Below are 25,113 nucleotides of genomic sequence, written 5' to 3'. Positions count from 1 at the left end.
CTTTAGGGCCAATCAACGCGCCGCAGGTTTCTCGATCAGCTTTTTCAGGCTGTCACGAGCCGGTTTACTGTATCCGTCGCCACTGCCCGAAGGCTGCTGCTCGGATTCAGCTTGATCATCATCTGGTTTGTTTTTCTTGAATCTCTTCAAGATGGTGTTCTCGGGGTCGTCGGGCAAGAGGGCCATCAGCCAATCCCCGGTTCCCTGGAGCACCACGCGGGATTTCGCCCCTGTAACCCAGTCCGGACGCTGCTTGTCTGGAACCAGCCAGGTGAAGAACAGGAAGGCGACCACGACGATCAAAAGCCCGCGAGCCAGGCCAAACAGGAAGCCGAGCGTGCGGTCCAGCGCGCCGATGCGCGAATCCAGGATCATGTCCGAGATTCGGACCGTGATCACGGAGACCACGACCAGGGTGCCCACGAATACGCCGGCGACCACGACCACGCTCGCCACAGTGTCGTTGTTGAAATAGGTCTTGGCGGTCGGCAGCAGCTTCGAGAAGGAGTACAGCGTGACGATCGCGGCAGCGCCCCAGGCTGCGATCGACAGGATTTCGCGCATGAAGCCGCGGACCATGGCGAGCAGGCCCGAAATCAGCATCACACCGAGCAGGATCAGGTCGAGGAGTGTTACTGGCATCGGCTGGTCTGGTCCGCTCGTACTCTCAAAGGTGCTCTAGCGAATCGGTGTTTGGCCGCTGCCCTAAAAGACGGGCAGACGGCGTTCCCGGCAAGGCCGCAACCACGCAATCCCATGCTGCTTTTGTGACGGCTGTATAGCGGCGGGGGCCTCCGACGTCACCTCTGGCTAACCATCTCCACGGCGGAATCTTGCCGGTGTGGCATTTTTCTCTGCCGGCCCGTTCGATTCGCCCCGGCGCGAGCCGCGGGCGGCGATTTCGGCCACCAATGTCGTCAGGCTGTTGACCGCGTTCAGCGACAACCCGGCATCGGCGCTGGTCTCACCCCGGGCCGATTCGGGCAGCACGGCGCGCTGGAAGCCGAGTTTTGCCGCTTCCTTCAGCCGGGCTGGGGTCTGCGCGACGGGGCGAACCACGCCGGACAGCGAGATCTCACCGAAATAGACGGCATCGGTCGGTAACTGCGCATTAACCAGCGACGACACCAGTGCCGCCGCAGCGGCCAGATCCGCCGCCGGCTCGTTGATGCGCAGGCCGCCGGCGACGTTGAGATAGACGTCGTGGCCGGACAGCTTGACCCCGCAATGGGCTTCGAGCACCGCCAGCACCATCGAGAGCCGGCTCGGGTCCCAGCCGACCACGGCCCGGCGCGGGGTGCCGAGCGAGGTCGGGGCCACGAGTGCCTGCAATTCGACCAGGACGGGCCTTGTGCCCTCGATTCCTGCGAACACGGCGGTGCCGGGCGTGCCGAGATCGCGCTCGGACAGGAACAGCTCGGAGGGGTTGGTGACCTCGCGCAGGCCGAGGCCCGTCATCTCGAACACGCCGATCTCGTCGGTCGGCCCGAACCGGTTCTTCACGGCACGGAGGATGCGGAATTGCTGCGAGCCTTCGCCCTCGAACGACATCACGGCATCGACCATGTGCTCGACCACGCGGGGGCCGGCGATCTGGCCGTCCTTGGTGACATGGCCGACCAGGATGATGGCAGCACCGGTCTTCTTGGCAAAGCGGATCAGCGCCTGCGCCGAGGCACGGACCTGGGTCACGGTGCCGGGCGCGGATTCCACCGTATCGGTCCACATCGTCTGGATCGAGTCGATCACGATCAGCCGAGGGACCGCGCCCTCCGACAGCGTCGACACGATGTCCTCCACCGAAGTCTCGGCGGCGAGCTGCACGGGCGCATCCGACAGCCCAAGCCGCTCTGCGCGCAGGCGCACCTGCGCGACCGCCTCTTCACCGGAGATGTAGACGACGCGGTGGCCGGCGCGCGCCAGCAGGCTGGTCGCCTGCGTCAGCAGGGTGGATTTGCCGATGCCGGGATCGCCGCCGACCAGCAGCACCGAGCCGCGGACGAACCCGCCGCCGGTGACGCGGTCGAGCTCGGTCATCCCTGACGACAAACGCGGCGCATCCGGGCTTCTTCCGGCAAGGCTCTCCAGCGCAAACGTCCGTCCCTTGCGTTTGGAACGGATCGACACCGGCACGCTGCCGCTGGTGTCCTCCTCGGCCAGCGTGTTCCACTCGCCGCAGGACTCGCACTTGCCCTGCCAGCGATTATAGGCCGCGCCGCAGTTCCGGCAGACGAAGGAGAGGGTGCTCTTGGCCATGGAACGAAATGAGTCGCTACTTTGGGTGCGGCGTGCTTAGCACGATCAGACCCGAAGGTGCGAACCGTCTCCCGCTATCGCACTTTTGGCAACTCGTCCTTGCGCTTGCACAGCACGTATGGCCTCCCGTCGATCTTGATCGCGCCGTTTGCGCCCGGGGCCAACTTGATCGTGACCTTGCTGCCGTTCACGCCCTTGGTGAAGTCGTCCGAGAATTCGAAGCAGGTGGCGGACAGCACAAGGCCGTCGCCGGCCGGCACTGTGCGGTCGACGCGGCAGTGGTTTTCTTACCGATCGATCAGCGGGGCCGGCTTGCCCTTGATGGCGTTGTCGAGATCGATCATCGTCTTGCTGTCCGGGGCGTTCTTGTCGCGGCAATCCTGCTTGGTTAGAGCCCATAAACCGTCGAACGGCTGCGCGGCGAAAGTCGGCTGTGGTGCGGAAAGGACGATGCCGGCGGCAGCGACAATCAGGGGCACTGTGTGCATGCATTGGTCCTTCTCGGCGATATGTCTCGAAGGGAGCGCAGTCAGAACGCGTTGAACAGCATCGTCAAGCCCGCCGCCAGCATGATGCCGTCCATCAGCAGGCGAAACATCTCCGGCTTCAGGTGCAGCACGAAACGCTTTGCGACGAAGGCGCCCGACATCAGCGAGGCGCCCGCGATCAGGCCCTTGACGAAGACCTCGCCGGTCAGGGCGCCGAAGCGCTCGAAGGTCACGGATTTCGCGAAGTAGAGGCCAAGCGAGGAGGCAGCTTCAGTCGCGAGGAAGGCGCCCTTGCTGAGCCCGTAAAACAGAAACAAGGGCACGCTGAGCGGGCCAGTCGAGACCACGATGCCGGTGAGATAGCCGATGACGGCGCCGCCGATCGCGAGATGCCAGAGATTGGCCTTCAGGTCGTGCCGCGCCAACCAGTGTCGCACCGGAACCATCGCGATCAGGAAGATGCCGATGGTGAGATCGACCGCGTGCGCGGGCAGCGCCAGCAGCGTCCGTGCGCCGAGCGCTGCGGCCGGAATGCCCGTCACCGAATAGGCCGCGCAAGCCCGCCAGTCGACCTCGCGCCACCACGCCAAAATCCGCGAAAAGTTCGCCATTACGGAGGCCACCGCCATGATCGGCACGGCTTCCTTCGGCCCATAGGCATAGACCAGCACCGGCATCAGCATGATCGACGAGCCGGTGCCGACGATGCCGGAGATGGTGCCGGCGATGAGGCCGACGCTGAGCACGAAGAGAAAGGCCAAAATGGGCTCCCCGAATCGGGAGAGTTTAGCCGCGCCCAGCGATATGGGCGATCCGTGAGGCGAGGGAACCGATCGCGCGACGCATCGGCATGCCGGTCTGGCCGGCTTTGAGACATTTCAATGCCGCGGCTTTGCAGCTTACCACGAGCGCGCTGCAGCGACACGCTTTCCCTGAGCATGGCTGCGAATGCGCCGACAAAGGTATCGCCGGCCCCATCGTATCGGCCGGCGAGCCGAACACCAGGGTCATGGAGAGGCGGTCAGCCTTGCTCGTCCATGACGCGCAGCTTCTCCACGCGGCGGCGGAAATCCTCGTCGGTCGAGAATTCGGCCGAGAGGTAGGAGGACACGAGATCCACAGCGAGCCAGGCGCCGACGATCTGCGCGCCGATGCACATGACGTTGACGTCGTCGTGCTCGACGCTCTGATGGGCGGAATGGACGTCATGGCAGACCGCGGCGCGGATGCCCTTCATTTTGTTGGCCGCGATCGAGGCGCCGACGCCGGTGCCGCACACCATGATGCCGCGTGCGGCTTCGCCCGACGTCACCTTCTGCGCCACCGCGCGCGCGATGTCGGGGAAGTCCACCGGCTTGTCGTCATAGGAGCCGACGTCGATAACGTCGTGGCCGAGCTTGCGGATGTGATCGATGACGGTCTGCTTGAGCGGCCAGCCGGCGTGGTCGGATCCGATGACGAGACGCATGTAATATCCTTCTTGAGCTTGCATTGATCGTGACAGCCGTATGCGGCTGTCACGATTGTCCGTTTGATTCAGCTGCGCATGTCGGGCGGCAGTTCGACGCCGTGGAATTTCTTGTAGATCGCGTTGAGCTTGCCGTTCTTGACGTTCTCGGTGATCCAGGCGTTGAGCTTGTCCATCAGGCGCTGCTCGCCCTTCTTCAGGCCGATGGCGAGGTCGAAGGTCGCCAGCGGAATCCTGGACTCGAACACCCGCGAGGGGTTCTTCACCCCAATCTGGTTGATGATCGTCGCGGACGAGGCGACGCAGTCGACCTGGCCGGAGACGGCCGCCGTCACCATCGTGGCATCATCGTCGTAGCGGGCGATCTTGAGGTCCTTGTCCTTCATGTTGGACAGCGTCGTGTCCTGCGTGGTGCCGCGCGAGACGCCGATCGGCTTGTCCTTCAGGTCGGGCCAGTCCTTGACGGCCGACGATTTCAGGCAGCCGACATCGGATTGCAGCGTCGCATAGCGCTTGGTGAAGTCGATCACTTTGGCGCGGTCCGGCGTCACCGACAGGGTCGAGATGATGATGTCCGCCTTGCCGGTCAGGACGTTGGGGATCCGGGTCGCGCCGGTGGTCTGGATGAATTCCAGCTCGAGCCCCCAATCCTTGGCGAGCAGCTGGGCGACTTCGACGTCGGAGCCGGTCGGCTTCATCGTGGAATCCATCATGCCCGAGGGCGGAATGGCAAGGTCCGTCGAGATGCGGATTTTCTTCGCCTTCGTGATGTCGTCGAGCAGATCGGCAGATGCCGGCGTGGCTGATATCATGACGAGGCAGCACAGCGCGGCCGCCCCCAGCAATGTCTTGTTTGTCATCCTTGGTTCTCCTCTCCTATTATGATTTCAGGTTTCCCGTGCCCACGAATTGCATGAGCTCGGGCGTTACCGGCGACGTCAGGATCGAGGCGGGCCCAGTCTCGTGGACCTTGCCGCGATGCATGAAGACGATTCGGTCGGCGATGCCTTTGGCAAAGCCCATCTCGTGGGTGACCATCACCATGGTCATGCCATCAGCCGCGAGTTGCTCGATCACCTTCAGCACTTCGCCGGTGAGCTCCGGATCGAGCGCGGAAGTGACCTCGTCGAACAGCATCACCTTCGGCTGCATGGCAAGCGAGCGGGCGATCGCGGCGCGCTGCTGCTGGCCGCCCGAGAGCTGTTCGGGATAGGCATGCAGTTTCTCCTCGAGCCCGACCTGTGCGAGCACTTTTCGCGCGAGGTCCTTGGCTTGCGAAGCGGTCAGGCCCTTCACGGCACACGGCGCGAGCGTGATGTTCTGCTCGATCGTGAGGTGCGGAAACAGATTGTAGCTCTGGAACACGATGCCGACGTCCTGGCGCAGCGCACGCAGATCGACGTCCGGTCGGTCGACCCGGTGTCCGCAGACGACGATCTCGCCGCCGTCGACCTTCTCGAAGCGGTCGATGCAGCGCAGCGCCGTGCTCTTGCCGGAGCCGGAGCGTCCGATCAGCGCCAGCACCTCGCCGCGTTCGACGGCAAAGGAGACGCCGTCGAGCACCCGCAGCGGGCCAAAGCTTTTCTGCACGTCGCGAAGTGACACGATGGGCTCGGAGGAGAGGGCGTTTTGTTGCATGTCAGGCCGGCGCGAGGTTGGACCTGCCATACCCCATCCGCCGTTCCAGCCTCTGGCTGAACAGCGACAGGGGATAGCACATGGCGAAGTAGGTGGCGGCGATGATGGCGTAGATGGCGAACGGCTCGAACAGCGAGTTGTTGACGATCTGGCCCGAGCGCATCAGCTCGACGAAGCCAACGACGGAGGCGAGCGAGGTGTTCTTGATGATCTGCACCATGAAGCCGACGGTCGGAGGCGTCGCGATGCGGATCGCCTGCGGCAGGATCACCTTCATCATGCGCTGGGTCCGGCTCAGCGCCAGGCCTTCGGCAGCCTCCCATTGCGGCTTCGGCACGGACTCGATGCAGCCGCGCCAGATCTCGCCGAGATAGGCGGCAACATAGAGCGTCAGCGAGGCGCCGGCCGCCGCGAGCGGCGAGACCTTCAGGCCGATGGCGGCCAAGCCGAAATAGCCGAGGAACAGAATGACGAGCAGCGGCGTGCCCTGGACGAGCTGGACATAGACGGCACTGGCGATCCGCACCGATTTGAGCGGCGAGATACGCGCCAGCGCAATCACGAAGCCGACGATGCCGCCGCCGATCAGCGCGATCATGGACAATCCGATCGTCCACAGCGCGCCCTGGCCGAGGAACATCAGATGATTGATGTTGAGATGTCCGCCCATGGTCATCTCACAACGGCGTGCCGAGCCGGCGTCGGCGCGGAAACAGCACGAGGCCGAGGCCCCAGAAGCCCGCGCGCATCACCAACGACAGGATGACGTAGAGAACGGCCACGATGATGTAGGTCTCGAAGGCGCGATACGTGTCCGACTGGATGTAGTTCGCGACCGCGGTGAGCTCCTCGGCCGAGATCTGCGAGCAGACCGAGGAGGCCAGCATCAGCAGCACGAATTGGCTGGTCAGCGCCGGATAAACCTTCTCGATCGCCGGCAGCAGGATGATGTGCCAGTAGATCTGGAGACGCGACAGTGCCAGCCCTTCGGCGGCCTCGATCTGTCCGCGCGGGATCGCCTCGAAGCCGGCCCGCATGATCTCGGCGGTATAGGCGCCGACATTGATGGTCAGCGCGGCCACCGCCACGGTGAAGGCGGAGTACTTTAGGCCAAGGCTGGCGAGGCCGAAATAAACCAGGAAGATCTGCACGAGCAGTGGGGTGTTGCGGATGGTCTCGACATAGACCTTGCAGGCGCCCGCGATCAGCGCGTTATGCGTGCCGCGCCCGACCGCCGCAAGCGTTCCGAGCAGGGCGCCGAGCACGGTCGCGAAGAATGCCAACTCCAACGTGAGCGCGGCACCGGCCAGAAAACTTGGCCAGCGCTCCAGCACTGCGGGAAAGTCGAGTTGGAGGGTCATCGTATCGGGTTCAGCCCGTCACCTGGTTGGTCATGCGGTCATAGACGCGGAACAGCGCCTGGTTGCCGTTGCTGCCTTCGCCATGCGCGCGCGCATCGACATATTGACTGGTGACGAGCGCAGTGCCGGGCAGCGGCACGTTCAGCGCCTGCGCGTGCTCCTGCACCAGGCGCAGATCTTTCAGCATCAGGTCGATGCGGAAGCCGGCGCCGACGTCGCCCTCGATCATGGACGGGCCGAGCTTGTCGAGCATCCACGAGGCAGCCGAGCCGCCGAGCAGCACCCGACGCAGCAGGTTGAGATCGACCCCCGAGGCGCGCCCGAGCGCAAGCGCCTCGCAAATGGCCTGGATGTTGATGCCGCAGATCAGCTGGTTGCAGAGTTTGACGGTCTGGCCAGCGCCGGAGGCTCCGACATGCGTGATGGTCGTGCCCATCGCACGGAAGAACGGCTCGGCTTTGGCAAAGGCTTCGGCATCGCCACCGGCCATGATCGACAGCGCAGCGTTCTTGGCGCCCACAGGCCCGCCCGAGACCGGCGCGTCGATGAAGCCGACACCGGCTTTTTGCAGCTCGGCATGGATACGACGGACGGCGACCGGCGAGATCGTGCTCATGTCGACGATCAGCTTGCCGGGAGGAGGGGACTTCAGGAGCCCATGGTCGCCGTAAATGGTCGCCTCGACATGGGGCGTGTCGGGCAGCATGGTGATGACGATCTCGGCGCCTTGCGCGGCGTCGGCGGGGCTGTTGGTGCGGGTCGCACCTTCCTTGACGCTTTCCGCCAGCGCGACTTCGTTCAGATCGAAGACGCGAACCGCGTGTCCGGCCGCCAGAAGGTTGGGCACCATCTCGCGTCCCATCGTGCCGATGCCTATGAAGCCGACATTGCCCTTGTCGTTCCGTCCCATGGTGTCAGTCCGTTTCTTGCTTGATTGGTTTCTTGCTTGATTGGCCTGCCGCGATCAACCTGAGGCGCTGGTCTTGTCGATGTCGCCGGCAACGGCGCGCCGCCGGTATTCGTCGCCGATGGCAAAATGCTTGCGCAGCGTCGCATCTGCGCGCTCCGGATCACGTGCAATGACCGCTTCGAAGATGCGCCGGTGATCATCGATCAGATACGTCTTCATCGACGGGAAAGCCTGGACCAGCTCGCGGCGGCTGCGATGCGAATGCGTCAACAGGCCTCCCATCGAACTGTGTAGAACCGTCAACGTCTCCGAATGCGAGGCGACGACGATAGCGCGATGGAAGTCGAAGTCGGCCATGCCGCCGGCATCCGCCTCGTCGATCGTTTCCCCGATTTTTGCCAGCGCGCGTTGGAGACGTTCGAAATCGGCTATGTTGGCGCGTTCGCAGGCCAGCCTGATCGCCTGGCATTCAATCGCCACGCGGGCCTGCATGACGTCATCGAGCATGTCCGCCTGTTGGGCCAGCGCGAAGGTGAAGAAGTCATTCAGCACGGAGACGTCCGGCCGCGTCACCACGGTGCCGATGCGGTGGCGGATCTCGACGATGCCGAGGACGGTCAGGGCCCGCAGCGCTTCGCGGACAATCGGCCGGCTGACGCCGAGCAGGGTCGCCAGCTCGCGTTCGGAAATCAGCCGGTCGCCGGGCTTGAGCGAGCCCGCCAGCAGGCGCTCGCGCAAGAAGGCGAACACCTTCTCGAACCCTTTTTCGCCTTCGACCGCCCGCTTGAGCTCCATCCCACGTCTCTTGGTCTGATCCTGGTCAGACCAGTATGATAACCAGCACCGCTGAGGTCAAGAGGCTCAACATTGAATGGGTCGGAAAATGCGCGAACTGCTTCCAGACGGCCGGCTTGGAGGCCGACGAGTCAAATGGAATCGGAATACGCGTAACCCATTGAGCGGATAGGGGTGGGCTACTGTGCATGGGGTTGTTTTCCATGTTCTGTTGGAGCGACCGGATGACCGCCATCCGCGTGGGTTTTGAAACCCAATGGCGAGGCTGCTGACAGCATGTTGGCAGCAGCGGCCGGCTACGACCATGTCCTGACTAAACGGAGAGAGGATCATGCCGATCGAGGCAAGCTGTCATTGCGGTGAGACGGTGTTCGAGGTGACGGAGGCGCCGTCGAGCGTGACGCGCTGCACCTGCACGCTCTGCACCAAGCGCGGCGCGCTATGGGCCTATTACACGCCGGCGCAGTTCCGCCTGCTGTCGCCCCCCGACAACGTCGCGACCTATCTTTGGGGCAGCCGCTCCGTCAAGCATCACTTCTGTGCGAATTGCGGCTGCGGCACCTATTCGGAATCGCCGGACTGGTCGACGGGCAAGCCCGATTTCGACAATCCCAAGGTCGCCGTGAATGCGCGCCTGTTCGACGATTTCGATTTGGACGCGGTACCGGTGAACGTGATCGACGGCAGGAATCTGTGGTGAGGAGTCACCGCAACACGATCCACGCCGGCGCGTGATCGCTCGCGCCATCCTCGCCGCGGATCTTCTTGTCGACGCCGGCTTTGACCAGGCGCGGGGCGAGGGCAGGGCTGAGCAATAGATGATCAAGCCGCAGGCCCGCATCGCGCGGCCAGCGGTTTCGCTTGTAGTCCCAGAACGTGTAGATGCGCTCTTCGGGATGCAGTTCGCGGATCGCGTCGCACCAGCCTTGTTCGACCAGTGAGGCAAACGCCGCCCGGCTCTTCGGCTGGATCAGCGCATCCTTGTCCCATGAGCGCGTCGGATAGATGTCGATCGCCGTCGGCGCGACGTTGTAGTCGCCGGCGAGCACCACCGGCAGATCCTGCTTGACGAAGCTCTTGGCGTGGCGCCTCAGCCGTGCGAACCAGGCCAGCTTGTAGTCGAATTTCGGCCCCGGCTGCGGGTTGCCGTTCGGCAGATAGATGCTGGTGACGATGACGCCGCCCACGGCCGCTTCGATGTAGCGGGCTTCGAGATCGTCGGTCGTCCCCGGCAAGCGATCGCGGGTGAGCACGGGCTCGGCGTTGCGGGCGAGGATGGCGACGCCATTCCAGGTCTTTTGTCCACGCCAGACTGCGCCATAGCCGGCTTTTTCGATGGCCGCCGCCGGAAATTCGCCATCACTTGCCTTCAACTCCTGAAGCGCGACGACATCGGGCTTCGCGATCCGCAGCCATGCCAAGAGATTGGGCAGGCGGCGATTGATGTTGTTGATGTTGAATGTCGCAATCTTCATGTAGGGCTGACGCTTCTGCCTTCCGATCCCGGAGACACAATGTCCAAGTTGAGCTTTGTTGCCATCGCACTCGTCATCGCGTTCTGCGGAGGCGCATCGGCACAATCGTCCGATCCGCGCGGTGCGTGCAAGGCGGACTATGACAAATTCTGCGCCGGCATCGCGCCCGGCGGCGGCATCGTCGCCTGTCTCAACGGCAAGCGCGATCAGCTCAGCGCGACCTGCAAGGCGGCGCTGGACAACCGGAAAAAGAAGTAAGCGAGGAGCAGTTCAGCTCCGCAGCGGCGGCGGGCTTGCCGGCTGCTCGACCGACGGCGGGGAGGGCGGCTGCTCAACAGCCTGTGCGGCAGCTGGCTTTGTCACCGGCTCCACGATATTGCCGCCCTTGTAGAGGCGGGCATAGCGGCGGCCGAGGCTGGTCAGCACCTCATAGCCGATCGTGCCGAAATGATGCGCGAGCTCGTCGACGGTAATGCCCTCGCCGAGCAGCGTCACCATGTGGCCGCGCCGCGCCGCATTCGGCGGCAGGTCGGTGATATCGATTGCGATCAGGTCCATCGAGATGCGGCCCGCGACCGGGCAGCGTTTTCCGGCCACGATGACTTCGGCGCCGCGGGTGCCGTCATTGGAGCTGGCGGCGCGGAAATAGCCGTCGGCATAGCCGACCGCGATGATCGCGAGCTTGGTCGGCCGCCGTGCGGTCCAGGTGCCGCCATAGCCGACGGTCTCGCCGCGCTCGATGGTGCGGATCTGCACGATGCGCGCCTTGAGATCCACGACTTGCTGCATCGGATTATCGGCCTCCGGCGTCGGATTGACGCCGTAGAGTGCGGCCCCAGGCCGCACCATGTCGAACTGGAAGGGCGCGCCCAGGAAGATGCCGGAGGAATTGGCGAGCGCCGCCGGCACGCCCGAGAACTCGCTGGCGATGCCGCGGAAGGCTGCGAGTTGTCTTGCATTCACCGGGCTGTTGAGCTGCTCGGCCGAGACCAGATGGCTCATCACCAGCGTGATGCCGTGATCGCCGGCATTGATGCGGGGGATGATGGCCTGCGCTTCCGCAAGCGTCAGGCCGAGCCGGTTCATGCCGGTGTCGATGTGAACAGCGGCGCCTCCGGTCCAGCCGGTGCGGCGGCAGAACACGTCCCATTCGGCGAGCTCGTTGAGGTCGCCGATCACCGGCCGGCAGTTGATCTTCGCATAGTGCTCGCCGGTGTTCTGGAAATAGCCGCTGAGCACGTAGATCGTGGGCTCCGGCACGGCCGCGCGCACCTTGCGCGCTTCCTCTATGGTGGCGACGAAGAAGGTCTTGCAGCCGGCCTTGCTCAGGGCACGCGCGACTTCGGCGGCGCCGCAGCCATAGGCGTCGGCCTTGATAACCGCCGAGCACTCGGCCGGTACCGCCGTCTTCTCGAGTTTGCGCCAATTGGCGATGATGGCGTCGAGATCGACGGTGAGTACGCCGCCATAGGCGGCGAGCGCGGCAGCCTGACTGGCCTCCGCGGAGAGAAGACCGGATTGCGGGATCGTTTTCGGGTCGGACGCCATTGTCATGGCGCCGTTTTACGCAAGAGGCCCGAAGGGTTCAACCCGGGGAACAGTTTCTAATAGTCGCTGCGATCCGGCAATTGGCCGTCATGGGCGAGGTCGCCGAAGCGGGTGACGGAGGCGTCGAAGTGCAGCTCGACCGTGCCGGTCGGGCCATGGCGCTGCTTGCCGATGATGACTTCGGCCCGGCCGACCGTGCGTTCCATGTCGGCCTGCCATTTGGCGTGCTCCTCAGTGCCGGGACGCGGCTCCTTCATGGCGAGGTAATATTCCTCGCGGAACACGAACAGCACGACGTCGGCGTCCTGCTCGATCGAGCCGGATTCGCGCAGGTCCGAGAGCTGCGGCCGCTTGTCGTCACGCGACTCCACCTGACGCGAAAGCTGAGACAGCGCGATCACGGGGACGTTGAGCTCCTTCGCCAGCGCCTTCAGGCTGGTCGTGATCTCCGTGATTTCCTGCACGCGGCTGTCGCTGGCGCGCTTGCCCGAGCCGGACAACAGCTGGATGTAGTCGATCACCAGGAGATCGAGGCCCTTCTGGCGCTTGAGTCGGCGGGCGCGCGCCATTAGCTGCGCGATCGACAGGCCGCCGGTGGCGTCGACATAGAACGGCAGCGATTGCAGCTCGATCGAGACCTGGCGGATCTTCTCGAAATCGGCTTCCGTGATGCCGCCGCGACGGATGTGCGAGGAGGGGATGCCGGTGCGCTCGGCCACGATACGCGTGGCGAGCTGGTCGGCCGACATTTCGCAGGAGAAAAAGCCGATCACGCCGCCATTGGCGGCCTTCATGGTGCCGTCCGCCTGGAGTTCCGGAACATAGGCTCGCGCGACGTTGTAGGCGATGTTGGTCGCCAGCGAGGTCTTGCCCATACCGGGACGTCCCGCCACGATGATGAGGTCGGAATGCTGCAAGCCGCCCATCTTGGTGTCGAGATCGCGCAGGCCCGTCGAGATGCCCGACAGCTTTCCGTCGCGCTGGAACGCCTTCGCCGCAAGATCGACGGCGACCGTCAGCGCCTGCGAGAATTTCTGGAAACCGCCGTCATAACGGCCAGACTCGGCAAGTTCGTAGAGCTTGCGTTCGGCGTCCTCAATCTGCGCCCGCGGCTGGAAATCGACGGGCGCGTCGTATGCGACATTGACCATGTCCTCGCCGATGCCGATCAGGTCGCGCCTGAGCGACAGGTCGTAGACGGTGCGGCCGTAATCCTGGGCGTTGATGATGGTGGTCGCTTCGGCGGCGAGCCGCGCCAGATATTGTCCGATGGTCATGCCGCCGACATCGGTATCGGCGGGAAGGAACGTCTTCAGCGTGACGGGCGTCGCGATCTTGCCCATCCGGATCAGGGTGCCGGCGGTCTCGAAAATGGTCTGGTGTAGCGGCTCGAAGAAATGCTTCGCCTCCAGGAAGTCGGAGACGCGATAGAAGGCGTCGTTGTTGACTAGGATCGCGCCCAGGAGGCTCTGTTCCGCCTCGATATTGTGCGGCGCGCTCCGATAGGCGGGCGTTCCGGCGTCGGGCGCGAGTTTGAGAACGTTCGAATCAGTCAGGGCCATGGTCGGACGTGCTTAGCAATTTTCTTGGGCGGATGCGGGGCGGGGATAAAGCGCCGCTGCAGGCGAAAGCGGAAGCAAAAGCTGACCGCTATCAACCGTTCAGTGAAAATGGTGGATGATTGGCCGCCGCAGCACGCCCGCGCTTGACGGATTTTCGCGGAACCGGGTGCGGCTTGGGAGCGGACGCACCCGCGCGGTGGAAAAAGCCTGAAGCCGTGAACCTTATGGATTGGCGCGCAGACCCATCGAAGAGCGCGCGAATTGACGCACGCTGGGAGCTTTCGGCTGGGATTCAGACCAGCAGGAGGTAGACCAGCGCAGCCAAGGCCGCCCCGACGCCAGTGACGATCAGGGCGTAATCGGTGCGGAGGTCGTTCTGCACGTCGAATGCGGTTTGGGTCTCTTTGCGCATGGCGACGATCTAAGCCAAGTCCGACCAGCTTTGTGTGAAGCAGATCACATCTTCCCGGATTCTTTCGGGTAGAGCCGGAACAGGCCGGCGGGCAGGGGGTTGTCCCCGACCCGCCAGCAGGGAGACGCAAGCGATGCGGCCAGAACGGCAGCAGCAGATGTGGCGAAGCGAGGCAGGCAGCCGGCTTTGGCTAGCTGGACTGATCGCGGCCATGGAGCACGCCGAGCGGCCTGAAGTGCGGCGTCAGCCGGTTGCACCTGAAGTGCTTTTGGAATTGCGGACGCAACTGGCGCTAAGCGCCTCCTTGCGGCTTTCCCAGATTTCCGGCCTGCATCATTAGGGCCTATTCACCTGCCAGCTTGAGCCTGGGCTTGGCGCCGCCCTCGATGGCCCGCAGCCGGGCCTCTTCGCGCGCGATGTAGTCGCGCGTCATCGGCACGATGCCCTGGCGCCGGGTGAGCTGGATCTGGAAGTTCATCATCGCCTGCTTGCGGAAGGTCATTTCGCAGGCCGCCAGGTAGAACTCCCACATCAGCGCGAAGCGCTCATCGTAGAGCTGCACGGCCTCCTCGCGCCGCGCCATGAAGCGCTCTCGCCAGGCTTTGAGCGTCTCGGCGTAGTGCAGGCGCAGGATCTCGATATCGCAGACCAATAGACCCGCCCGCTCGATCGACGGCAGCACCTCGGACAGAGCGGGGATGTAGCCCCCGGGGAAGATGTATTTGGCGATCCAGGGATTGGTCGAGTCCGGTCCCTGCGAACGGCCGATCGAATGCAGCAGCATGACGCCGTCCTCGCTCAGGAGCTCGGCGCAGCGCTGGAAGTAGGTGTCGTAGAAGCGGGCGCCGACATGCTCGAACATGCCGACCGAGACGATGCGGTCGAATGGGCCTTCGATGTCGCGGTAGTCCTGCAGCAGGAATTTGGCCGAGCCCGTCAGGCCCTTTTCGGCGCCGCGTGCATTGGCGATCCGCAATTGCTCGGTTGACAGAGTGATGCCGGTGACGTCGGCGCCCGCGATCTCGGCAAGATAGAGCCCGAGCCCGCCCCAGCCCGAGCCGATGTCGAGCACACGCTGGCCGGCCCCGACGAGCAGCTTCGCGGCGATGTGCCGCTTCTTGGCGAGCTGCGCGTCATCGAGCGTGGTCTCCGGCGTCTCGAAATAGGCGCAGCTATATTGCTTGTCGGCATCAAGAAAGAGCGAATAGAGCCGGGCGTCGAGATCGTAGTGGTGCGCCACGTTACTGCGCGAGCGCGAGCGCGGATTGAACTGCTTGAGGTGGCGTGTCAGATAGCGTAGGTGCCACCACGGTTTGGCCCATTGCGGCAATAGGTCGGGTTGATCCAGCAGGATCGCGAGGGCATCAGCTATGGTGCCGTGTTCGACCACGAACTCGCCATCCATGTAGGCTTCGCCAAGCCCGAGTTCGGGATTGATGAGGATTTTTCGTTCTGCGTCTTTCGTGACGAAGCGGACTGCGACCGGGGCGCCGGAGCCGTCGCCGACGGTGAACGTCGTCCCGCTTGCGCTGGTCACCGTCATCGACCCGCGCCGGATGAATTGAGACAGAAACTTATGCAACAAGCGGTCCATCGGCATTTCCTCTCGAGCGGACCCGAAAGATGCGACTAACCCGGCCTTCATATCTGACGCCCAGGCGCCGCAGCGGTTCCTATGCGTTTGCATCTAAAATCTAGCGAGCCAGTTCCGCCTCCGCCATTGCGCTGTGCTCAAAGCCGATATTCGAAAAGCGCTTAATCACATCCTTGCGCGGGGGCCTGCTTCCATTCGCGGCTCAATCGGATAAAAGGTGACCGCCGCCGCGCGGGACGCCGGCTGCACCTCTCGTATTTCAGTGGAGATGATGGGAAATGTCGAGCCGAGCGTTCAGTCTCGCGACGGTATTGCTTCTGATCGGCTTCGGCGCGACCGATACCATTCTTGCGCAGGCAACGAACCTCGAGGCCGGCAAGACTCCGTCCCAGCTCTTCGCGCAGACCTGCAATGCCTGCCACAAGAGCCCGCGTGGACTTCTGAAGTCCGTGGCGCCGAGTTCGCTGCCGGGATTCCTGCGCCAGCACTACACCACGAGCTTGGACATGGCGGGCATTCTCGCCTCCTACCTCGTCTCCAATGGTGCCACCGACACCCGGTATCAGGCCAAGGACGGCAGGGACAAGAAGGACGGCGCCAGGGAGCGAGAAGCCAATACAGCTCCGGGCCAGTCCGAACATCAGGGCCGCCGCCAGCGCTCGCAGGAGGCCGCCAAGCCGGAGGGCGAGGGGTCCGCTCCTGCGGCCGACGGCCCGCGCCAGAAGCGTGCTGCGCGGCCGGCCGACGAAGGCATGAAATCCGAAGGCCAGGCAGCACCCGAGGGACGCAAGGCCAAGCGCCGCGGCAAGCCCGGCACTGAGGAAGCACCGAAGGTCGACGCCGCCGCGCCGGCCACTGAAGACAAGAAGAGCGAGCCGAAGGCCGAGTCGAAGCCTGAGACGGCCAAGCCCGACAGCGCCAAGGTCGAGCCGGGTCGTGACGAGACCAAGCCCGACAGTGGCACGGCATCGGAGAAGCCCGCCGACGCCAGTCCTGATAGCGGGAAGGTCGAGCCGCGCGGCAGTGAAGCTCCGCCGCTGCGCCCGGATCCGGTGCCGCCGGTGACGCCGTCTGCACCAGCCGCCGTGAAGCCGACCGAGCCGGCCGCGCCCAGAGCGACGGAAGAGGCGGCTCCGACCGCGCCTGCTGCCAGCTCCGAACCGGCCAAGGCGCCGGCACCTCCCGCGACCGCTGCAGCCCCGCCTGCGCCGCCGGCCGAGTCGTCCGGCCCGCCGACGCCGCCGATCTCGCGCTAAACCAGCTTGGTCTTGATGGACATGCGCCGACCGCGTTGATCGCGGCCTCCGCACCGTATTGACGAGGCCTAGAGTGATACTCTAGTTTAATGCTCTAGGAGGCGGCAATGACGTCGAACGTGCGAGACGACCTGTTGGCGGCCGGGCTGATCGTGTTCGACCGCGTCGGCTTCGAAGCCGCGACGGTGGCTGCGATCCGCACCCGGGCGCGCGCCTCCAATGGCAGCTTCTTTCACGCCTTCGGCTCAAAGAAGGAGCTCGCCGGTGCGCTGTTCCTGCAGGTCCTGCGGCACTATCACGCCGCAATGCTGACCGCGCTCAATCCCGTGCCCGGTGCGGAGCAGGGCATCGATCGGCTGATCCGGGCGCATCTTGAGTGGGTCGTGACCAGCCGGCGCGAGGCGCGCTACCTCTTCGAGATTTCCCGCAGCGAGTGGGGCGAGGAGGTTCGCGATGCCCAGCGCGCGCAGAACGCGCGCCTCGCCGACGGCATCGAGCGCTGGCGCGCGCCGCTGGTTGCACGCGGTGAGCTCTTGCCGATGACGCCGGCAATGTTCATCAGCCAGCTGATCGGGCCGGCGCAGATCTTCTGCCGCGCCTTCCTGTCGGGACGCGACCACACCGACCCTCGCGGGGAGGCCGACATGCTGATCGCCTGCGCCATTCGGGCGCTAAGGCCGTTCGACCGCATCAACCAGCAACAGGAGAGAGTGCATGTCAGCCGCAGCTGATCCGGAGTTCGCACCGATTGCCGACCGCATCCACGCCAATGTCGGCCGGCAGGGCTTCATGATCCTGGTCGGCGCCGAGCTTTCGGACTTGTCGCGCGGCAGCTGCACGATCGCCGTGGATCGCCGGCCGGAGCTGCTGCAGCAGCACGGCTTCTTCCACGGCGGCGTCACCGCCTTCCTGATCGACAACGCCACAACGATCGCAGCCGCGACCTCGCGTGGCCAGCCGGCGCTGACGGCGGAGTACAAGCTCAATTTATTGTCGCCTGCAGTCGGCGAGAAGCTGATCTGCCGTGCCCGGGTGATCAAGCCGGGCCGTCAGGTCTCGGTGGTTGCGGCCGACGTATTCTGCGTCAGCGACGGCGTCGAGAAGCACACGGCAACGGCGCTGGCCTCGATTGCGATGTTGAGCGAGGACGTCGCCGCGAAAACGAAAAGCCCGGCCGCCTGAGGCAGCCGGGCTGATTTTGAGCTCGTCATTCCGGGGCTCGCGAAGCGAGAACCCGGAATCTCGAGATTCCGGGTCTGGTCCTTCGGACCATCCCGGAATGACGACATTGGAGTTACTTCTCTTCCGTAGCCGGCACCGGCTCGACCTCGTCGTGCTGGGCTTCCGGATCGAAGAACTCGCCGGCCGCGGCGATTGCCTCGGCAGCCGCGTCGCGGTCCTCGTTGCGGGTCGAGATGTCCTCGCCGCGGTTGATGCGCTCGGCCTCGTCCTGGCTGCGCGCGACCGTCACGGTGATGTCGACCTCGACCTCCGGGTGAACGGCGACGGTGACCGTGTGCTTGCCGATTGTCTTGATCGGTGCGTCGAGCTGCACCTGCGGGCGGTCAAGATGGACGCCGTCGGTTTCGAACGCCATGACGATGTCGCGCACGGTGACCGAGCCGAATAGCTGGCCGGCTTCGGAGGCCTGGCGGATCACGATGATGTTCTTGCCCTGGATCTTTTCGGCGACCTTGGACGCTTCGCCCTTGGCCTGGAGGTTGCGAGCCTCGAGCTCAGCCTTCATGCCGTCATACTTGGCACGGTTGTCGGCAGTGGCGCGCAGCGCCTTGCCGCGCTTGAGCAGGAAATTGCGGGCATAGCCGTCGCGAACCTTCACGACTTCGCCCATCTGGCCGAGCTTGGTGACGCGTTCCAGCAAAATGACTTCCATATTCGTTCTCCTTTGAAGGGATCTGAGTTTCAGTTTCCGGGGTTGAACTTAAGAGGTTGGCAGCGGCGGCGGCCGCCGGCTGCGCAGGAAGCGCTCGCGGAAGCCGAACACGGCATCCGCAAGACCGAGGATCACCATCGCGATGACGGGCCATCCGAACACGACGACGACGGCGTAGGTCGAGCCGAGCCAGAAGGTGCGGCTCTTCAGCGCCAGTGTCAGCGTATGCAGCACGGCAAAACCGGTCAGCGCATAGCCCATCATCAGCGCGGCCGTGGTGATCTGCGCGACGATCGCGAGCAGCCCGCCGGTGAAGCAGAAGGCGAGCGCGATGCAGAGCGCCACGAGCGTCATCGGCGGCAGCTCGGCCGCCTTCAGGTCCGGCCAGGGACGACGCAGCCGGCCCGACGTCGCGGTCACCTTGGCGCTGAGCCAGAGGCTGAGAGTCAGCGTCATCATCGCGACGATGGTGGCGGCGGCCGGTGCAATGCGCACGAGTGCGTCAACGAACTGGCTGGCTTCACCCGAAGTTTGCGGATCGGCGGCGGGGAGGAGGCGCATCAAGCCCCGCCGCAGCGTGCCGCTGATGGTGTCGGCGTCGGTGCCGAGCGTGAGCAGGGCGGCAATGGTGGTCAGCGCGGCGAAGCCTGCGATCCAGAGCAGGATGCGGCCGACCGGATACCACTCGATCTCGGGCTCGGCCGGCGGCTCGACGGCAGAGGTGTCTGGTGCGACGCTTCCCACTGGCCGGCCAAGCAGGACGAGATGGCCGAGCCACCAGGCCGGCAATGCGACGGTGACGGCGAAGGCGATGCAGTAGGGCAGGCCGAACAGCGCGCCGAGGCCGATTGCGGCGGCAATGCCGCCGAGGCACGCGCAAAGCGGCCCCCAGCCGATCGCGGCGACCATCAGCGGCAGCGGTGCGAGATAGAACAGGACGAGCGAGATCAGCGCGCCCGAGATGATCGAGGCGAACATCAGCGCCGACGCGGCGCCGGCGATCAGGGCTATCAATCCAAAGGCCATCATCAGCTGTCCCGCTCCCTTCGAGCGGTTAGAGGCGTCGTTTGCCCCAACCATCGGCGACCGGATGACCCGGAGGCCTTATGAGTTCAGAATATGACGACCGGCGGCTCGGCGGCCGCCGGTCGAATTGGTCGTGTCAGCGAATGACGTAGGGCAAGAGGCCCAGGAACCGCGCGCGCTTGATGGCGCGGGCGAGCTCACGCTGCTTCTTCGCGGACACCGCGGTGATGCGGCTCGGCACGATCTTGCCGCGCTCAGAGACGTAACGCATTAGCAGCTTGGAGTCCTTGTAGTCGATCTTGGGAGCATTGGTGCCCGTGAACGGGCAGCTCTTGCGACGACGGAAAAACGGACGGCGTGCACCAGCTTCAGCCATTGATCTTACTCCGCATCCGCAGTGGTTTCAGCTTCTTCGCGCGGACGGCGCGGGCCGCGGTCACCGCGGAAGCCGCCCTCGCGGTCGCCACGGAAGCCGCCTTCACGCTCGCCGCGGAACCCACCGCCGCGGTCGTCACGCTCGCGATCACGATCGGCCTTGCGCATCATCGCGGACGGGCCTTCCTCGAGTTCCTCGACGCGGACGCTGAGATAGCGGATCACGTCTTCGCTGATGCGCTCCTGGCGCTCGATCTCGGCGATCGCCGCGGACGGCGCATCGATGTTGAGCAGCACGAAATGAGCCTTGCGGTTCTTGTTCATGCGATAGGTGAGGGAGCGAACGCCCCAATTCTCGGTCTTGGTAACCTTGCCGCCGAGGCCCTCGACGATACCGGTCATCTGTGCAGTCAGCTCTTCGACCTGCTGCGGGCTCGCGTCCTGACGCGCGAGAAAAACATGCTCGTAAAGAGGCATGGAAGTCCTTTCCTCATGTTGGCGCATCGCCCGGCGTCAAGCCCTTAAGAGACCTTCGGAAAGGACTCTGGGATTAAGCTCAGAAGGCGGAAACACGGGACGACGGGCCGACTGGCCCTGCCACACCAAAATCACGAATGATTTGCTGAGACCGTCCGTTCAGCTCCCGGCCGGGGTCTGCGGATGGGCGCCTTATACGGATTTTGCCTGGCTTTGCAAGGTTGGGGCCCAAGTCTCGGCTCGCACAATCGAAGGCGGGTGATGGTCGGCCCTCAAATCGAACCAGCTTGACCTACTTGTTTGTATAACATACAAACAAGTCAGCGGGAGGATCCAATGGCAGACAATTCTGCCCATGCTCCGTTCGAACCGGGCGCCAGCGACCCCAAGCACGCCGCGCGCGCCACACGCACGGCCGGCCGCAAGATGCGGTCGCTGCTGTTGGATGCGGCAAGCCCGCTGTTCCGGGAGCGGGGGCTGTCGGGCACGTCGATCACCGACATCGCGGCCGCGGCGGACGCGTTCCCGAGCCAGATCACTTACTACTTCCGCACCAAGGAGGCGCTGTTCGTCGAATGTGCCTGCCGCGAGCTGCTGTATCTGGCGCGCGCGACGGAACAGGCGGCGCTGAGGACGCGCACGCCGCAGGAATACACGCACGCGCTGGCGGAGACGGTCACGGCGAGCGATTCGGTCGCCTTCTTCGCCGAAGCCCTGACACTGACGCGGCGGCGGCAGGATCTGGCGCCACTGGTTGAACGCACCATCGAACGGCTGCACAGCGAAGGCGCGCGGGCCTATGCAAGCCAGGTTGCACGACACGGCTGGCGCTCGCTGCGCGCGCCCGATGAAAGCTCGCGGCGGTTCTGGGCCGTCGCTATCGGCGTCATCCTCGAAGGCTACGCCATGGGCCGATCGCCGGAGGAGCTCTGCAGCGAGATGCTGCGCGTGCTCGGTGAGCAGGCGAAATCCACGGGCGAGGCTGCGCGCCTGCGTCTCGTCGAGCAGCGCGACGCGCCGAGCAATTCGAACGAGGAGAGTTAGGCCATGACCGCGCTTCGCATGCGTGCCCGCGATTTCCTGACGGACGATCAATTGGCCGACGTGCGCCAGCGCGTGACGTGGAAGGGCGTTGCGCTGATCGCGCACGCCTGGGCGCTCATCATCGGTGCGATCGCTCTGGTCGCGTGGTGGCCCAATCCGCTGACGTACATTCTCGCCGTCGCCATCATCGGCTCGCGCCAGCTTGGACTTGCCATCCTCATGCATGACGGCGCGCATGGCTGCTTGTCCGCCGATGAGAAAACCAATCTGGCGCTGAGCCAATGGTTCTGTGCCTATCCGCTGTTTGCGGAGACGCGGAGCTACCGGCGCTACCACTTGCAGCATCACGCGCGCACCCAGCAGGACGACGATCCCGATCTGGTGCTGTCGGCGCCGTTTCCGATCACCAAGCTGAGCTATCGCCGCAAGTTCATTCGCGACATCACCGGACAGACCGGCTACCAGCAGCGCAAGGCGCAATTGCTCAACGCGCTCGGGCCAAAGGACTGGGCATGGCGGCAGCGTGCGGCGCATTTCTGGGGGAAGCTCGGCCCACAATGCGTCGTCAATGCCGCAATGTTCGCTGCGCTCGCGGCGGCCGGCGTGTGGTGGGCCTATCCATTGCTATGGCTGGTGCCGCTGCTGACCTGGATGATGGTCATCACCCGCATCCGCAACATCGCCGAGCACGCCGTCGTCCCTGACAGCAATGATCCCTTGCGCAACACTCGGACCACGCATGCCAATTTTCTCGAGCGCCTGTTCATCGCCCCGTACTACGTGAATTATCATCTCGAGCATCACCTCTTGTTCTATGTGCCCTGCTACAATTTGCCGAAGGTGCATCGCCTGCTGAGCGCCAGCCGGCATGCCGACCGCATGGAGGTGCAGCCGGGCTACGCCGCGGTGCTGCGGCTTGCCACCGCGAAGCCAAACCAGGACGATCGGCCGGGGCAGCTGGTCAACAGCGCGCGCCGCGCGCGGGCGGGGGCAGAGGTCGACGTCAACCAGACGGCCGGCGGATTCTAGGAAACCGTATCACCGGTTGAATCCGGCCGGGGTTCCCATCTTGGCTTGACATTCCGACCCCGGACAGTGTCTACGGCCCCCTTTGGAGCGTGATCCGGAACCTTGGGCTGAGGCCGCGCGTAGTCGGCTGCCGGTTCTCGTGAGGATCACGCCCGACATGCAGGGAGCGCCGATGACGGCAGCATTTACATTTCCGGGGCAGGGGTCCCAGGCGGTTGGCATGGGCAAGGCCCTCGCCGACGCCTTTCCGGCAGCGCGCGCCCTGTTCGACGAGGTCGATGCTGCGCTTGGGGAGAAATTGACGGCGACCATTTGGGATGGTCCGGCCGAGACCCTTCAGCTTACCGAAAACGCCCAGCCAGCGCTGATGGCGGTCTCCCTCGCAACCCTGCGCGTGCTGGAGAGTGAAGCCGGTTTTTCCGTCGGGCGGGACGCAGCCTTCGTCGCTGGCCACTCGCTTGGTGAATATTCGGCGCTGGCTGCGGCCGGCAGCCTGAGCATCTCCGATACCGCTCGGCTGCTTCGCACCCGCGGTCTCGCAATGCAAAAAGCCGTGCCAGTCGGTGCCGGCGCAATGGCCGCGCTGCTTGGCCTCGACTACGAGGCCGCCATCGAGGTCGCCGATGAGGCGGCGCAGGGGCAGGTCTGCCAGGCCGCCAACGACAATGGCGGCGGGCAGGTGGTGGTCTCCGGCGACAAGGCGGCGGTCGATCGCGCCGTCGAGATCGCCAAGGGCAAGGGCGCCAAGCGCGCGATGCTGCTGCCGGTGTCGGCGCCGTTTCATTGCAAGCTGATGCAACCGGCCGCCGACGCCATGGCGGAGGCGCTCTCGACGGTCACGATCAAGGCGCCGGCCGCGCCGTTGGTGTCGAACGTGCTGGCGAGCGCCATCACCGATCCCGACGAGATCCGTCGCCGCCTGGTCGAGCAGGTCACGGGCACGGTGCGCTGGCGTGAATCGGTCGCCTATATGGCAGGGCAGGGCGTCACCCGTTTCTTCGAGATCGGCGCGGGCAAGGTGCTTACGGGACTCGTCAAGCGCATTGCGGACGGTGCCGTCGGCGTTGCGGTTGGCGGTCCGAGCGATATCGCTGCCGCCAAGGATGCACTGGCCGCTGCCAAGCAGGCTTAGAGGAGTACTTCATGTTCGATCTGACTGGCAGAAAGGCGCTCGTCACCGGCGCGACCGGCGGCATCGGCGGCGCGATCGCGCAGGCGCTGCATGCGCAGGGCGCTGCCGTTGCGATTTCCGGAACACGCAAGGACGTGCTGGACGAGCTTGCCGGCAGGCTCGGCGAGCGCGCCTTTGTGCTGCCCTGCAACCTCTCCAAGGCCGATGAGGTCGAAGCGCTGGTGCCCGCCGCGGAAGCCGCGATGGGACAAGTCGACATCCTCATCGCCAATGCCGGCATCACCCGCGACAATCTCTTCGTGCAGCTTCGTGACGAGGATTGGGAGGAGGTCATCAATGTCAATCTGACCGCGACCTTCCGCCTGGCGCGCGCGGCGACCAAATTGATGATGCGCAAGCGCTTCGGCCGCATCATCGCCATCACTTCGGTGGTCGGCGTCACCGGCAATCCGGGACAGGGCAATTATACAGCATCGAAAGCGGGCCTGATCGGCATGATCAAGACGCTCGGCGCCGAATACGCCAAGCGCGGCGTGACCGCCAATTGCATCGCGCCCGGCTTCATCAAGACGCCGATGACGGATGCGCTCAATGACAAGCAGCGCGAAACGATTCTGACCAAGGTTCCGGCTGCCCGCCTGGGGACGCCCGAAGACATCGCGGCAGCCGCCGTCTACCTGAGCTCGAACGAAGCGGCTTACGTCACCGGGCAAACCATCCACGTCAACGGCGGCATGGCCATGATCTGACGCCTCGTGCCGCACCGCCGGTCAGGCCGGTGCCGGATGCGGCAAACGGCCGTTTCCGGAGCGAAATGAGGCTTGTAGTCAAGGCAATTGAAGTATGATAACCGGACCTACAACGGATGGGCAAAGAACGCCATTGCAGGTTTTTGAAACCCTGTATATTGGCGATGCGGAGCCTTTGGCCGTCGTTCGCCGGGGCCTGCATCGGTTAGGATGGGCCAAATCAAAGTTCGTAAGCGAAGGCAGTCAAACGACCACGACGGCTCGTATCGTCCCGGGGGGTCGGGTCTACAGGGAACAACACGAGGTTAAGCAATGAGTGACATTGGCGAGCGGGTTAAGAAGATCGTGGTCGAACACCTTGGTGTTGAACCCGAGAAGGTTGTCGACAACGCGAGCTTCATCGACGACCTCGGCGCCGACAGTCTGGACACCGTCGAACTGGTGATGGCGTTCGAAGAGGAATTCGGTTGCGAGATTCCGGACGACGCTGCGGAAACGATTCTCACCGTCGGCGACGCTACGAAGTTTCTCGAGAAGAACGCGAAGAGCTAAGGCTCTTCAATTTCGCGGGGACAACATTGAAACCGGACGGGCCGCTTCGCAGCGGTCAGCCGGTTTCTTGTT

The 25,113-nt window shown here is 64.4% G+C and carries 31 protein-coding genes; 11 read left to right on the top strand and 20 right to left on the bottom strand.

What is annotated here, in order from left to right; translation table 11 throughout:
• Positions 1-12: 12 nt before the first annotated feature.
• From IVA91_RS06885 to IVA91_RS06830, 12 genes are all read right to left on the bottom strand, one after another.
• A complete protein-coding gene (locus IVA91_RS06885; protein WP_018317599.1) occupies positions 13-642 on the bottom strand; it encodes a CvpA family protein in 630 nt (209 codons plus the stop codon).
• 168 nt (positions 643-810) lie between these two features.
• Positions 811-2,256: a DNA repair protein RadA gene (gene radA, locus IVA91_RS06880; protein ID WP_247458481.1), complete on the bottom strand. Its 1,446-nt coding sequence runs from the start codon at positions 2,254-2,256 to the stop codon at positions 811-813.
• Between the two features lie 74 nt (positions 2,257-2,330).
• Positions 2,331-2,516, bottom strand: a complete 186-nt coding sequence (locus IVA91_RS06875) for a hypothetical protein (protein WP_247420047.1) — start codon at positions 2,514-2,516, stop codon at positions 2,331-2,333.
• 27 nt (positions 2,517-2,543) lie between these two features.
• Positions 2,544-2,744, bottom strand: coding sequence for a hypothetical protein (locus IVA91_RS06870; protein WP_247281640.1), 201 nt, complete (start codon positions 2,742-2,744; stop codon positions 2,544-2,546).
• A 41-nt stretch (positions 2,745-2,785) separates the two neighbouring features.
• Positions 2,786-3,505 carry a sulfite exporter TauE/SafE family protein gene (locus tag IVA91_RS06865; RefSeq protein WP_247420045.1) on the bottom strand — a complete coding sequence of 240 codons (720 nt, stop codon included), beginning with the start codon at positions 3,503-3,505 and terminating at the stop codon, positions 2,786-2,788.
• Positions 3,506-3,765: 260 nt separating this feature from the next.
• Positions 3,766-4,212 (bottom strand): ribose 5-phosphate isomerase B, encoded by a 447-nt coding sequence (rpiB, locus tag IVA91_RS06860; RefSeq protein WP_212433903.1) that lies wholly within the window; start codon positions 4,210-4,212, stop codon positions 3,766-3,768.
• A 68-nt stretch (positions 4,213-4,280) separates the two neighbouring features.
• Complete coding sequence (locus IVA91_RS06855) at positions 4,281-5,072, bottom strand: transporter substrate-binding domain-containing protein (RefSeq protein WP_247281638.1); 792 nt, start codon at positions 5,070-5,072, stop codon at positions 4,281-4,283.
• A 19-nt stretch (positions 5,073-5,091) separates the two neighbouring features.
• A complete protein-coding gene (locus IVA91_RS06850; protein WP_247281637.1) occupies positions 5,092-5,850 on the bottom strand; it encodes an amino acid ABC transporter ATP-binding protein in 759 nt (252 codons plus the stop codon).
• Position 5,851: 1 nt separating this feature from the next.
• Positions 5,852-6,520 carry an amino acid ABC transporter permease gene (locus tag IVA91_RS06845; RefSeq protein ID WP_247281636.1) on the bottom strand — a complete coding sequence of 223 codons (669 nt, stop codon included), beginning with the start codon at positions 6,518-6,520 and terminating at the stop codon, positions 5,852-5,854.
• Positions 6,521-6,527: 7 nt separating this feature from the next.
• Positions 6,528-7,211, bottom strand: coding sequence for an amino acid ABC transporter permease (locus IVA91_RS06840; protein ID WP_247281635.1), 684 nt, complete (start codon positions 7,209-7,211; stop codon positions 6,528-6,530).
• Between the two features lie 10 nt (positions 7,212-7,221).
• Positions 7,222-8,121 (bottom strand): NAD(P)-dependent oxidoreductase, encoded by a 900-nt coding sequence (locus IVA91_RS06835; protein ID WP_247458480.1) that lies wholly within the window; start codon positions 8,119-8,121, stop codon positions 7,222-7,224.
• A 54-nt stretch (positions 8,122-8,175) separates the two neighbouring features.
• Positions 8,176-8,916 (bottom strand): FadR/GntR family transcriptional regulator, encoded by a 741-nt coding sequence (locus IVA91_RS06830; protein WP_247281633.1) that lies wholly within the window; start codon positions 8,914-8,916, stop codon positions 8,176-8,178.
• A 331-nt stretch (positions 8,917-9,247) separates the two neighbouring features.
• Between IVA91_RS06830 and IVA91_RS06825 the strand changes: the two genes are divergently transcribed.
• Complete coding sequence (locus IVA91_RS06825; RefSeq protein WP_247420039.1) at positions 9,248-9,616, top strand: GFA family protein; 369 nt, start codon at positions 9,248-9,250, stop codon at positions 9,614-9,616.
• 4 nt (positions 9,617-9,620) lie between these two features.
• Here IVA91_RS06825 and IVA91_RS06820 read toward each other — a convergent pair whose 3' ends face one another.
• Positions 9,621-10,391: an exodeoxyribonuclease III gene (locus IVA91_RS06820; protein ID WP_247420036.1), complete on the bottom strand. Its 771-nt coding sequence runs from the start codon at positions 10,389-10,391 to the stop codon at positions 9,621-9,623.
• 39 nt (positions 10,392-10,430) lie between these two features.
• Here IVA91_RS06820 and IVA91_RS06815 point away from each other — a divergent pair, with 39 nt between their 5' ends.
• On the top strand, positions 10,431-10,649 hold the full coding sequence (locus IVA91_RS06815) for a cysteine rich repeat-containing protein (protein WP_247420034.1): 219 nt from the start codon (positions 10,431-10,433) through the stop codon (positions 10,647-10,649).
• Positions 10,650-10,661: 12 nt separating this feature from the next.
• Here the strand turns inward: IVA91_RS06815 and alr are convergent, their stop codons facing one another.
• Together alr and IVA91_RS06805 are read right to left on the bottom strand one after the other, a co-directional pair.
• Positions 10,662-11,939 (bottom strand): alanine racemase, encoded by a 1,278-nt coding sequence (gene alr / locus IVA91_RS06810; RefSeq protein WP_247420237.1) that lies wholly within the window; start codon positions 11,937-11,939, stop codon positions 10,662-10,664.
• Between the two features lie 56 nt (positions 11,940-11,995).
• Positions 11,996-13,501: a replicative DNA helicase gene (locus IVA91_RS06805; protein ID WP_247420031.1), complete on the bottom strand. Its 1,506-nt coding sequence runs from the start codon at positions 13,499-13,501 to the stop codon at positions 11,996-11,998.
• 545 nt (positions 13,502-14,046) lie between these two features.
• On the opposite strand from IVA91_RS06805, the gene IVA91_RS06800 reads away from it, so the two are divergent.
• The gene (locus IVA91_RS06800; protein WP_247281629.1) at positions 14,047-14,253 is read left to right on the top strand and encodes a transcriptional regulator; all 207 of its coding nucleotides are present in this window, start codon (positions 14,047-14,049) and stop codon (positions 14,251-14,253) included.
• Positions 14,254-14,256: 3 nt separating this feature from the next.
• Here the strand turns inward: IVA91_RS06800 and IVA91_RS06795 are convergent, their stop codons facing one another.
• Entirely contained in the window at positions 14,257-15,507 is a 1,251-nt protein-coding gene (locus IVA91_RS06795; protein WP_247420028.1) for a cyclopropane-fatty-acyl-phospholipid synthase family protein, read from the bottom strand.
• 278 nt (positions 15,508-15,785) lie between these two features.
• Here IVA91_RS06795 and IVA91_RS06790 point away from each other — a divergent pair, with 278 nt between their 5' ends.
• From IVA91_RS06790 to IVA91_RS06780, 3 genes are all read left to right on the top strand, one after another.
• On the top strand, positions 15,786-16,763 hold the full coding sequence (locus IVA91_RS06790) for a hypothetical protein (RefSeq protein ID WP_247420025.1): 978 nt from the start codon (positions 15,786-15,788) through the stop codon (positions 16,761-16,763).
• Between the two features lie 107 nt (positions 16,764-16,870).
• Positions 16,871-17,494, top strand: a complete 624-nt coding sequence (locus tag IVA91_RS06785; protein WP_247420024.1) for a TetR/AcrR family transcriptional regulator — start codon at positions 16,871-16,873, stop codon at positions 17,492-17,494.
• Positions 17,478-17,945, top strand: a complete 468-nt coding sequence (locus tag IVA91_RS06780; protein ID WP_247458479.1) for a PaaI family thioesterase — start codon at positions 17,478-17,480, stop codon at positions 17,943-17,945. The genes IVA91_RS06785 and IVA91_RS06780 overlap by 17 nt, the downstream gene beginning before the upstream one ends.
• Positions 17,946-18,057: 112 nt before the next feature.
• On the opposite strand, the gene rplI is transcribed toward IVA91_RS06780, so the two are convergent.
• The 4 genes from rplI to rpsF all read right to left on the bottom strand — a co-directional run bounded on the left by rplI (position 18,058) and on the right by rpsF (position 20,535).
• On the bottom strand, positions 18,058-18,657 hold the full coding sequence (gene rplI / locus IVA91_RS06775; RefSeq protein WP_247420022.1) for a 50S ribosomal protein L9: 600 nt from the start codon (positions 18,655-18,657) through the stop codon (positions 18,058-18,060).
• Positions 18,658-18,705: 48 nt separating this feature from the next.
• Positions 18,706-19,686 carry a DUF2232 domain-containing protein gene (locus IVA91_RS06770; protein ID WP_247420021.1) on the bottom strand — a complete coding sequence of 327 codons (981 nt, stop codon included), beginning with the start codon at positions 19,684-19,686 and terminating at the stop codon, positions 18,706-18,708.
• A 133-nt stretch (positions 19,687-19,819) separates the two neighbouring features.
• A complete protein-coding gene (rpsR, locus tag IVA91_RS06765; RefSeq protein ID WP_212371059.1) occupies positions 19,820-20,059 on the bottom strand; it encodes a 30S ribosomal protein S18 in 240 nt (79 codons plus the stop codon).
• A gap of 5 nt (positions 20,060-20,064) precedes the next feature.
• On the bottom strand, positions 20,065-20,535 hold the full coding sequence (rpsF, locus tag IVA91_RS06760) for a 30S ribosomal protein S6 (RefSeq protein WP_247281622.1): 471 nt from the start codon (positions 20,533-20,535) through the stop codon (positions 20,065-20,067).
• A 336-nt stretch (positions 20,536-20,871) separates the two neighbouring features.
• On the opposite strand from rpsF, the gene IVA91_RS06755 reads away from it, so the two are divergent.
• The 5 genes from IVA91_RS06755 to IVA91_RS06735 all read left to right on the top strand — a co-directional run bounded on the left by IVA91_RS06755 (position 20,872) and on the right by IVA91_RS06735 (position 25,041).
• On the top strand, positions 20,872-21,579 hold the full coding sequence (locus tag IVA91_RS06755; protein WP_247420020.1) for a TetR/AcrR family transcriptional regulator C-terminal domain-containing protein: 708 nt from the start codon (positions 20,872-20,874) through the stop codon (positions 21,577-21,579).
• Positions 21,580-21,582: 3 nt separating this feature from the next.
• Complete coding sequence (locus IVA91_RS06750; protein WP_247420019.1) at positions 21,583-22,608, top strand: fatty acid desaturase family protein; 1,026 nt, start codon at positions 21,583-21,585, stop codon at positions 22,606-22,608.
• Positions 22,609-22,780: 172 nt separating this feature from the next.
• The gene (fabD, locus tag IVA91_RS06745) at positions 22,781-23,740 is read left to right on the top strand and encodes an ACP S-malonyltransferase (protein ID WP_247420018.1); all 960 of its coding nucleotides are present in this window, start codon (positions 22,781-22,783) and stop codon (positions 23,738-23,740) included.
• 11 nt (positions 23,741-23,751) lie between these two features.
• Entirely contained in the window at positions 23,752-24,489 is a 738-nt protein-coding gene (gene fabG / locus IVA91_RS06740; RefSeq protein WP_247281618.1) for a 3-oxoacyl-[acyl-carrier-protein] reductase, read from the top strand.
• A 312-nt stretch (positions 24,490-24,801) separates the two neighbouring features.
• Positions 24,802-25,041 (top strand): acyl carrier protein, encoded by a 240-nt coding sequence (locus tag IVA91_RS06735; protein ID WP_008551805.1) that lies wholly within the window; start codon positions 24,802-24,804, stop codon positions 25,039-25,041.
• The last annotated feature ends 72 nt before the right edge of the window (positions 25,042-25,113 follow it).

The sequence above is a fragment of the Bradyrhizobium sp. 153 genome, assembly GCF_023073835.1.
In the GTDB taxonomy this organism is placed as follows: Bacteria; Pseudomonadota; Alphaproteobacteria; order Rhizobiales; family Xanthobacteraceae; genus Bradyrhizobium.
This window is presented reverse-complemented; position numbering and strand designations above follow the sequence as displayed.

Coding starts and splice junctions, on each gene's coding strand:
- IVA91_RS06885 (WP_018317599.1), bottom strand. CDS start 642: ATGCCAGTAACACTCCTCGACCTGATCCTGCTCGGTGTGATGCTGATT.
- radA (WP_247458481.1), bottom strand. CDS start 2,256: ATGGCCAAGAGCACCCTCTCCTTCGTCTGCCGGAACTGCGGCGCGGCC.
- IVA91_RS06870 (WP_247281640.1), bottom strand. CDS start 2,744: ATGCACACAGTGCCCCTGATTGTCGCTGCCGCCGGCATCGTCCTTTCC.
- rpiB (WP_212433903.1), bottom strand. CDS start 4,212: ATGCGTCTCGTCATCGGATCCGACCACGCCGGCTGGCCGCTCAAGCAG.
- IVA91_RS06855 (WP_247281638.1), bottom strand. CDS start 5,072: ATGACAAACAAGACATTGCTGGGGGCGGCCGCGCTGTGCTGCCTCGTC.
- IVA91_RS06850 (WP_247281637.1), bottom strand. CDS start 5,850: ATGCAACAAAACGCCCTCTCCTCCGAGCCCATCGTGTCACTTCGCGAC.
- IVA91_RS06845 (WP_247281636.1), bottom strand. CDS start 6,520: ATGGGCGGACATCTCAACATCAATCATCTGATGTTCCTCGGCCAGGGC.
- IVA91_RS06840 (WP_247281635.1), bottom strand. CDS start 7,211: ATGACCCTCCAACTCGACTTTCCCGCAGTGCTGGAGCGCTGGCCAAGT.
- IVA91_RS06835 (WP_247458480.1), bottom strand. CDS start 8,121: ATGGGACGGAACGACAAGGGCAATGTCGGCTTCATAGGCATCGGCACG.
- IVA91_RS06830 (WP_247281633.1), bottom strand. CDS start 8,916: ATGGAGCTCAAGCGGGCGGTCGAAGGCGAAAAAGGGTTCGAGAAGGTG.
- IVA91_RS06825 (WP_247420039.1), top strand. CDS start 9,248: ATGCCGATCGAGGCAAGCTGTCATTGCGGTGAGACGGTGTTCGAGGTG.
- IVA91_RS06820 (WP_247420036.1), bottom strand. CDS start 10,391: ATGAAGATTGCGACATTCAACATCAACAACATCAATCGCCGCCTGCCC.
- IVA91_RS06815 (WP_247420034.1), top strand. CDS start 10,431: ATGTCCAAGTTGAGCTTTGTTGCCATCGCACTCGTCATCGCGTTCTGC.
- alr (WP_247420237.1), bottom strand. CDS start 11,939: ATGGCGTCCGACCCGAAAACGATCCCGCAATCCGGTCTTCTCTCCGCG.
- IVA91_RS06805 (WP_247420031.1), bottom strand. CDS start 13,501: ATGGCCCTGACTGATTCGAACGTTCTCAAACTCGCGCCCGACGCCGGA.
- IVA91_RS06800 (WP_247281629.1), top strand. CDS start 14,047: ATGCGGCCAGAACGGCAGCAGCAGATGTGGCGAAGCGAGGCAGGCAGC.
- IVA91_RS06795 (WP_247420028.1), bottom strand. CDS start 15,507: ATGGACCGCTTGTTGCATAAGTTTCTGTCTCAATTCATCCGGCGCGGG.
- IVA91_RS06790 (WP_247420025.1), top strand. CDS start 15,786: ATGTCGAGCCGAGCGTTCAGTCTCGCGACGGTATTGCTTCTGATCGGC.
- IVA91_RS06785 (WP_247420024.1), top strand. CDS start 16,871: ATGACGTCGAACGTGCGAGACGACCTGTTGGCGGCCGGGCTGATCGTG.
- IVA91_RS06780 (WP_247458479.1), top strand. CDS start 17,478: ATGTCAGCCGCAGCTGATCCGGAGTTCGCACCGATTGCCGACCGCATC.
- rplI (WP_247420022.1), bottom strand. CDS start 18,657: ATGGAAGTCATTTTGCTGGAACGCGTCACCAAGCTCGGCCAGATGGGC.
- IVA91_RS06770 (WP_247420021.1), bottom strand. CDS start 19,686: ATGATGGCCTTTGGATTGATAGCCCTGATCGCCGGCGCCGCGTCGGCG.
- rpsR (WP_212371059.1), bottom strand. CDS start 20,059: ATGGCTGAAGCTGGTGCACGCCGTCCGTTTTTCCGTCGTCGCAAGAGC.
- rpsF (WP_247281622.1), bottom strand. CDS start 20,535: ATGCCTCTTTACGAGCATGTTTTTCTCGCGCGTCAGGACGCGAGCCCG.
- IVA91_RS06755 (WP_247420020.1), top strand. CDS start 20,872: ATGGCAGACAATTCTGCCCATGCTCCGTTCGAACCGGGCGCCAGCGAC.
- IVA91_RS06750 (WP_247420019.1), top strand. CDS start 21,583: ATGACCGCGCTTCGCATGCGTGCCCGCGATTTCCTGACGGACGATCAA.
- fabD (WP_247420018.1), top strand. CDS start 22,781: ATGACGGCAGCATTTACATTTCCGGGGCAGGGGTCCCAGGCGGTTGGC.
- fabG (WP_247281618.1), top strand. CDS start 23,752: ATGTTCGATCTGACTGGCAGAAAGGCGCTCGTCACCGGCGCGACCGGC.
- IVA91_RS06735 (WP_008551805.1), top strand. CDS start 24,802: ATGAGTGACATTGGCGAGCGGGTTAAGAAGATCGTGGTCGAACACCTT.